General features: G+C 74.0%; 4 protein-coding genes and 1 pseudogene. 1 reads left to right on the forward strand and 4 read right to left on the reverse strand.

Annotated features, from left to right (window positions below; translation table 11 throughout):
- Nucleotides 1–276: 276 nt before the first annotated feature.
- The 4 genes from DKT69_RS14425 to DKT69_RS14440 form a co-directional block, all read right to left on the reverse strand.
- Nucleotides 277–3,255, reverse strand: a complete 2,979-nt coding sequence (locus DKT69_RS14425; protein WP_109802076.1) for an Rne/Rng family ribonuclease — start codon at nt 3,253–3,255, stop codon at nt 277–279.
- A 132-nt stretch (nt 3,256–3,387) separates the two neighbouring features.
- On the reverse strand, nt 3,388–4,107 hold the full coding sequence (locus tag DKT69_RS14430) for a TIGR03936 family radical SAM-associated protein (protein ID WP_109802077.1): 720 nt from the start codon (nt 4,105–4,107) through the stop codon (nt 3,388–3,390).
- Nucleotides 4,108–4,220: 113 nt separating this feature from the next.
- Entirely contained in the window at nt 4,221–6,212 is a 1,992-nt protein-coding gene (locus DKT69_RS14435; protein ID WP_109802078.1) for a TIGR03960 family B12-binding radical SAM protein, read from the reverse strand.
- On the reverse strand, nt 6,151–6,969 hold the full coding sequence (locus DKT69_RS14440) for a TMEM175 family protein (protein ID WP_109802079.1): 819 nt from the start codon (nt 6,967–6,969) through the stop codon (nt 6,151–6,153). Before DKT69_RS14440 ends, DKT69_RS14435 begins: the two co-directional genes overlap by 62 nt.
- Nucleotides 6,970–7,122: 153 nt before the next feature.
- Between DKT69_RS14440 and DKT69_RS14445 the strand changes: the two are divergent.
- A pseudogene (locus DKT69_RS14445) lies at nt 7,123–7,893 on the forward strand (hypothetical protein); the annotation flags it as partial.

A 7,893-nucleotide genomic window follows, 5' to 3' on the forward strand; every position in this document is an offset into this window, starting at 1 on the left:
CACACCAAAGTGCGCCGCAGGCAAGCGTACGCCATACCCGGGCCGCCGCCCAAACCGGGCCGCCGGTCGGGTCGAGCCGGCCCCTGTCGCGGCCTGGCAGACGCCCGCGCCGCCGGTGCCCGCCCGGAGTGGGAGTGCCGCAGGGCACGCCCAGTGCTGTCGTGACCGGTGGGGCGTGGCGCCGTCCGGCCGGGGGCCGTCGAGACGGCAGGGCCCCTCCCACCGGACACTCATGCCGGGGAAGGGGCCCTGTCAGACTTCGCGCAGGTCAGCGGCTCACGGCCGGGTACGCCGGCGGGTGCCGCCGCGACGGGAGCGCCGTCGGCCGGTGCCGCCCTCGGTGCCCTCCTCGTCGGTGTCACCGTCGCTCAGCGCGTCCGGGTCGTCCGCCGCGGCCAGCCGGGCCGACTCGCCCTCCTGGCTGTCGGCGACCGCCGGGGCGGCCGCCGTCTCGGACTCGTACCGGGACAGGTCGTAGCCCATCGTGTCGTGGTAGTCCGGCTCCGTCGGCGGCCCCGCGTCGGCGGCGTCGGTGGTCTCGGTCACCTCGGCCACCGTCTTCTCCGGCGCGGCCGACTTGCGGGCCCGGCGTCGGGACGAGGCGGTGCCCTGCTCGGCGGCGGGGGTGGTGACCGCCGAGGCGACCGCCTTGACCTTCTCCCCCACGCCGCCGGAACGCGGCTTCTCCGGCACCGGCTCGGTGTGGATGATCAGGCCGCGGCCCTTGCAGCACTCGCAGGTCTCGCTGAACGCCTCCAGCAGGCCCGCGCCGATCCGCTTGCGGGTCATCTGGACCAGGCCGAGCGAGGTGATCTCGGTGACCTGGTGCTTGGTGCGGTCCCGGCCCAGGCACTCGGTGAGCCGGCGGAGCACCAGCTCCCGGTTCGACTCCAGCACCATGTCGATGAAGTCGATCACCACGATGCCGCCGAGGTCGCGTAGCCGGAGCTGGCGGACGATCTCCTCGGCCGCCTCCAGGTTGTTCCGGGTGACCGTCTCCTCCAGGTTGCCCCCGGAGCCGGTGTACTTGCCGGTGTTGACGTCGATGACGGTCATCGCCTCGGTCCGGTCGATCACCAGCGAACCGCCGGAGGGGAGGAAGACCTTGCGGTCGAGCCCCTTGAGGATCTGCTCGTCGATCCGGTACTCGGCGAAGACGTCGGTGGTGCCGGCGTGCCGGCGCAGCCGGGCGACCAGGTCCGGCGAGACGTGCGACAGGTACGACTCGACCACGTCGTACGCCTGCTCGCCCTCGATCACCAGCTCGCGGAAGTCCTCGTTGAACAGGTCCCGCACGACCCGGATGACCAGGTCCGGCTCCTCGTAGAGCAGCACCGGGGCGCCACCCTCGGCCGCCTTGGCCTGGATGTCCTCCCACTGCGCCTGGAGCCGCTTGACGTCGCGGGCCAGTTCGTCCTCGCTCGCCCCCTCGGCGGCGGTCCGCACGATCACGCCCGCGCCGTCCGGGACCAGCTTCTTGAGCACGTCGCGCAGCCGCTTGCGCTCGGTGTCCGGCAGCTTCCGGCTGATGCCGGAGGCGTTGCCGTGGGGCACGTAGACCAGGTGCCGGCCGGAGAGCGCGATGTGGCTGGTCAGCCGGGCGCCCTTGTGCCCGATCGGGTCCTTGGTGACCTGCACCAGCACCGAGTCGCCGGAGCGGAGCGCCTGCTCGATGGAGCGGGCCCGACCCTCCAGGCCGCTGGTGTCCCAGTTGACCTCGCCGGCGTAGAGCACGGCGTTGCGGCCGCGCCCGATGTCGACGAAGGCCGCCTCCATGCTGGGCAGGACGTTCTGCACCTTGCCGAGGTAGACGTTGCCGGCCATGGTGCCGGAGGAGTTGCGGGTGACGTAGTGCTCGACCAGCACGCCGTCCTCGAGGACCGCGATCTGGGTCCGGTCGCCGCGCTGGCGGACCGCCATCACCCGGTCGACCGCCTCCCGGCGGGCCAGGAACTCCGACTCGCTCAGGATCGGCGGCCGGGTACGCCGCTGCTCCCGGCCGTCCCGGCGGCGCTGCCGCTTGGCCTCCAGCCGAGTCGAGCCGGAGACGCCCTGCACCTCGTCGACGGCCCGGCGCGGCTCGCGGATCTTGACCACGGTGGGCACGCCGTCCTCGGCGGCGGTCTCGACCTCGCCGGCGCCCCGACGACGACGGCGGCGCCGGCGGCGGGTCATCCCGTCGCCCTCGCCCTCCTCCTCCTCGGCCTCTTCGGCCTCGGCCTCGGCGCTCTCGGCCTGGATGGCCTCCTCGGCCTCCTCGTCCTCGATGTCCTCCGCGCCACCCTTGCCGCGGCCGCGGCCGCGGCGTCCGCGACGGCGACGGCGACGGGCCGCGGCCGACTCCTCGTCCTCGTCCTCCGCCTCGCCGATCTCCTCGGCTTCGACGGCGGGCTCCTCGTCGACCTCGACCTCGACCTCGACCGGCTCCACCTCGCGGCGAGCGCGACGACGGCGGCGGCCGGTCTCCACGGGCTCCTCGGCCGGCTCCTCGGCTGCGGGCGCGGGCGCGGTGGCCCGGACGACCGGCGCCTCCTCCGGCTGCGGCGCCATGAAGAGCACCGTCGGCGCGGAGAGCGCGGCCCGCCGCCGGCGGGTCCGCGGCTCAGGCTGCTCTGCGGGCTGCTCGCCCGGGACGGCCGCGCCGGGCGCGACGTCGCCGGTGCGGTCCTCGGCTCCGGTCGGCGGCGCGGTGGCGGCCTCGGCAGCCGGCGGGATCTCGGCGGTACCCGATTCGGTCGGCGTCGGCTCCGCGGCGTTCTCCGCCACCGAGGTCTCCTCCTCGGCCTCGGCCGGCTCGGCGGCCTCCTCCTCGGCGGCGGCCTCCGGCTCGGCCGGCGCGGCCTCGGCCGCTGGCGGGACGGCCTTCCGGCGCCGGGTGCGGGTCACCTTGACCGGCGGGACGGCCTCCGCGGAGTCTTCCTCCGCGGCGGTGGCGACCACGGGCTCCTCGACCGCCTTGGCGGTGGTCGCCTTCCGGCGGCGTCGGGGGGTCTTCGGGGCGGCCTCCAGCTCACCCGCGACCGGGGCGAACACCTCGGCCTGGGGCGACTCGCCGGTGGTCGTGCCGGCGTCGGTGGGCGCCTCGGCCGGCGCTTCGGTCTGCTCCGGCTGGTTCAGCGGGGCGGCCTTGCGGCGGCTGGTCCGCTTGCGGGCCGGCGGCCGGACCTCGGCGGTGCTGTCGGCGCTGGTGTCGGCGGTGTCGCCGGCCGGCTGTGAGCCGGTCCGTTCGCCGCCCTCGGGCTCGTTCTCGAGCATGGACGTTCTCCAGTTCTGGCTGCCCCGGGCGCGGGTGAGCGCTGCCACGCAGGGTCGCCGCAAAAGTGTTTCCGCCGGGCGCGCGAGCTGCGCGACCGCCGAAGTCTGCCTGCTTGGAACACCAACCGTCGGTCAGTGCTCACCGATGGCTGCCCCGTCGCGATCCGCATCCAACGGATCCACGATCTCGCCCTGCGCGGTCAGCGTGCCCTGCGCCAGCCGGATCACCTTCGGGGAGACCGGCGGCTCCAAGGCGGCCACCACGCGGAGGCCGGAAAGGACGTCATCGGGCCGTACGGACGGGGTGACCTGCCGCACGACCAGTTCGAGTATCGCACACGGTACGGCCGGTGCCCCGGAAGGCGTCTCGGACGCGGGTACGACATCGATGCCGATGACCGCGGAACGCGCGTCGAAGGTCCGTCGCCCCTGCTTGGTCATCCGCTCGACCTGGATCTCCTCGGCGGCGCGGAAGGCAGCCACCGCCTGCTCCGCCAGCGCCGGGCCGACCTCGGGCAGCTCGATCCGCCAGCGGGAGGCCTCGATCCGGTCGGCGAGGCTGCCGCCACCGGCCACCACCGCGTCGAGCACGTCGAGTCCCGGCGAGAGCGCGGCGTCCAGGGCGGCCCGCAACCGGTCCGGGTCGACCGGCTCGCGGAGCCCGATCTCCAGGTACTCGGCCTCGCTGGCCACGCCCGTGGGCGCGGCGCTGGCGTACGAGATCTTCGGGTGCGGGGTGAAGCCCTGGGAGAAGGCGATCGGTACCCCGGCCCGGCGCAGGGCGCGCTCGAAGGCCCGGGCGAAGTCCCGGTGCGAGGTGAACCGCAGCGGTCCGCGCTTGGCGTACCGGATCCGGACGCGCTGGACGACGGGCGCCTGCCCGCCCTCCGGCTGTGGTTTCTTGCTGATCGTCGTGCTCCTCGGGGTCAGGACCGGTTGATCATGAAGTCACTGCGGGAAGACGGTCACTGCTGGGTGCCGGACGGGACCTTCAGGCCGGAACCGCCGATCGGGGTCAGCGGGAGGAGCTTCTTCCCGGTCGGGCCGATCTGGATCTCGGTGTCCATGGACGGGCAGACGCCGCAGTCGAAGCACGGGGTCCATCGGCAGTCGTCCTGCTCGTACTCCGACAGCGAGTCCTGCCAGTCCTGCCAGAGCCAGTCCTTGTCGAGACCCGAGTCGAGGTGGTCCCAGGGCAGGACCTCCAACTCCTCGCGCTCCCGCGTGGTGTACCAGTCGAGGTCCACGCCGAAGGCCGGCAGCACCTCGGCGGCGGCGTCCACCCAGCGCTGGTACGAGAAGTGCTCGCTCCAGCCGTCGAACCGGCCGCCGTTCTCCCAGACCTTGCGGATCACCGCGCCGACCCGACGGTCACCGCGGCTGAGCAGGCCCTCGATCAGCGAGGGCTCGCCGTCGTGGTACCGGTAGCCGATCGCCCGGCCGAGCGAGCGGTCGGCGTTGATCGCCTGCTTGAGCAGCCTGAGCCGGTGGTCGATGACCTCCGGCCGCGCCATCGCCGCCCACTGGAACGGGGTGTGCGGCTTCGGCACGAACCCGCCGATGGAGACCGTGCAGCGGATGTCCTTGCTGCCGGTGGCCGCCCGGCCGGCCTTGATGACCTCGTGCGCCATGTCGGCGATCTCGAGGACGTCCTCGTCGGTCTCGGTGGGCAGGCCGCACATGAAGTAGAGCTTCACCTGCCGCCAGCCGTTGGTGTACGCGGTGACCACGGTGCGGATGAGGTCTTCCTTCGACACCATCTTGTTGATGACCTTGCGGATCCGCTCCGACCCGCCCTCCGGGGCGAAGGTCAGGCCGGTCCGCCGCCCGTTGCGGGACAGCTCCTGGGCCAGGTCGATGTTGAACGCGTCCACCCGGGTCGACGGCAGCGACAGCGAGACGTTGGTGCCCTCGTACTGCTGGGCCAGGCCCGAGCACATGTCACCGATCTCGGAGTGGTCGGCCGAGGAGAGCGAGAGCAGGCCGACCTCGGAGAAGCCGGAGAACTCCAGCCCCTCGCGCACCATCTGCCCGACCGTGGTGATCGACCGCTCCCGCACGGGACGGGTGATCATGCCGGCCTGGCAGAACCGGCAGCCCCGGGTGCAGCCCCGGAAGATCTCCACCGCGTACCGCTCGTGGACCGTCTCGGCGAGCGGGACGAGGGGCTTCTTCGGGTACGGCCAGGCGTCCAGGTCCATCGTCGTGCGCTTGTGCACCCGGAACGGCACGTCCGCCCGGTTCGGCACGACCCGCTGGATCCGGCCGTCGGGCAGGTAGTCGACGTCGTAGAAGCGCGGCACGTAGACGCTCTCGGTGCGGGCCAGCCGCAGCAGCAGCTCGTCCCGGCCACCCGGGGAACCCTCGGCCTTCCACTCCCGGACGATCGTGGTGATCTCCAGGACCGCCTCCTCGCCGTCGCCGAGCACGGCGGCGTCGACGAAGTCGGCGATCGGCTCCGGGTTGAACGCGGCGTGCCCGCCGGCCACGATCACCGGGTCGGCGTCGGTGCGGTCGGCAGCCAGCATCGGGATGCCGGCCAGGTCGATCGCGGTGAGCAGGTTGGTGTAGCCCAGCTCGGTGGAGAACGAGACGCCGAACACGTCGAAGTCGCGTACCGCGCGGTGTGCGTCGACGGTGAACTGCGGCACGCCGTGGGCGCGCATCAGCTTCTCCAGGTCCGGCCAGACCGCGTACGTCCGCTCGGCGAGCACGTCGGGCAGCTCGTTGAGCACCTCGTAGAGGATCTGCACGCCCTGGTTTGGCAGGCCCACCTCGTACGCGTCGGGATACATCAGCGCCCAGCGGACGACCGCCGCGTCCCAGTCCTTGACCACCGCACCCAGCTCCCCACCGATGTACTGGATGGGCTTGGTCACCTGGGGCAGCAGCGGCTCAAGCTGGGGCCAGACGGAGTTGGCCGCGGCGGGGCGCGGCGTCGTGGACGGGACGCTCATGAAGCCCAAGGGTACGCGCCCGTCCGCCGGGCACCGCGCCGCACCGCCCGCCGGCCCGGTCGCCCAAGGCGGGAGGAACCGGACCGCCGGCGGTCAGCGGCGGCGCGGCCGACCCCGGCGGACGCCCTCGCTGGTCAGCGCGTGATAGGCGATCATGACCACGATGCCGATCACTCCGAGCACCGGGCTGACGAACCAACCCAGCGCGCCGCTGAGCAGGTAGAGCGCCATCCCGGTGACCGGGCGGGCCCGCTGGGCGGCGACGTGCGCCACGGAGATTCCCTCCCCCAGCAGCGCCGGATGCCGGCGCAGGTAACTGAAGAAGGCGAGCCAGGGGTGCGGACATCGCCGCCGCGGCCAGCGCGTAGAGCAGCACGGCCACCCGCCGGTCGTGGTCGTTCCCGTCGTGGGCGAAGGCGGCGGCGAGCACTGCGGTCGGGAACGGGATGACCACCACGCCGAGCAACAGCCAGAGGTTGATCCAGTTCAGGCCGAGCGTGGTGCCCCGGACCAGCCGCAGCAGCATGTGGTGGTTGAGCCAGATCACCCCGACGTAGCCGAAGGAGAGCAGGAAGGCGACGTACGCCGGGGCCTCCTCGACCAGGCCGGCGAGCAGTTCCCCCGGCCGGTGGGCGGGCACCCGGAGCTCGATCACCAGCAGGGTGATGACGATGGCGAAGACCCCGTCGCTGAACCCGGTCAGCCTGCCGATGTCGCTGACCGGCGGCGTGCCGGCGGCCTCGCCCGATGCGGACATGCGCCGAGACTAGGCGTCCTCCTCCGGACACCGCCGGTGGCGCGCCGCCGGGCCGGCCGGTCGACCCGGCCGCCCGGCCCGGCGGCGGGCGGGTTGGGCGGCGGTGGCACTCCGGTACTAACCTCGCAACCGGCGCGAGAGGAGATTGCCGCGATGCCGGAGCCGCAGCCGGGAGCAGACCGGCCGGCCGACGGGGGCAACCTGGTCACGGACCGGGATCCGGCGGTCACCCACGAGCCCGTACCACCGTCCGCCGGGCCGCCCACGGGCGCCGACGCCGCCGGGACCGACGACACCCGGGCGGCGGACGACGAGAAGCCGGCCGCGCCCGCCGAGTCCGCGGCCGACGGCGACGCCGGGCCCGCCACCGACGACGGGCCCCGGGTCACCCAGGACCCGGTCCGGACCGGTCCCGAGACACCGGCCGCGACCGGCACGGACGCACCGGCAGCCGACGGCGACGCACCGGCAGTCGGTGGCGACGGCCCGGCCACGACCGACGAGGGCGGGACGAGCACGCCCGCCGGCCCGGACGCCGCGGCCGAGCCCACCCCGCCGTCGGTCACGCCGGCCCGGGGCTCCGCCGCCGTCCCGACCCGCGCCGAGCCGGCGCCGCCGGCCGCGCATCCGGAAGCGACCCGGGCGGAGACCCGGCCCGACCCGACCCGGGTGGAGACCCGGCCGGAGCCGATGGCCCCGAAGTGGAGCGGCTCGGCGGCGGTCCCGCCACCGCCGCCCCGGAAGCGCGGCTGGGGCGAGTCGGCCGAGCCCACCCCGCTGCCCGCGCCGCCCGCGCCGGAGCACCAGGTGCCGGTCGACCCGTGGGCGGGTGCCGACACCAGCGGCTGGGAGCTGCACTCCGCCGACTTCCCTGCCCTGCCGGCGACACTCCCCTACGCCGCGCCGCCGCACACGCTCCCCAAT

It is taken from the genome of Micromonospora sicca (assembly GCF_003172935.1).
In the GTDB taxonomy this organism is placed as follows: domain Bacteria; phylum Actinomycetota; class Actinomycetes; order Mycobacteriales; family Micromonosporaceae; genus Micromonospora; species Micromonospora sicca.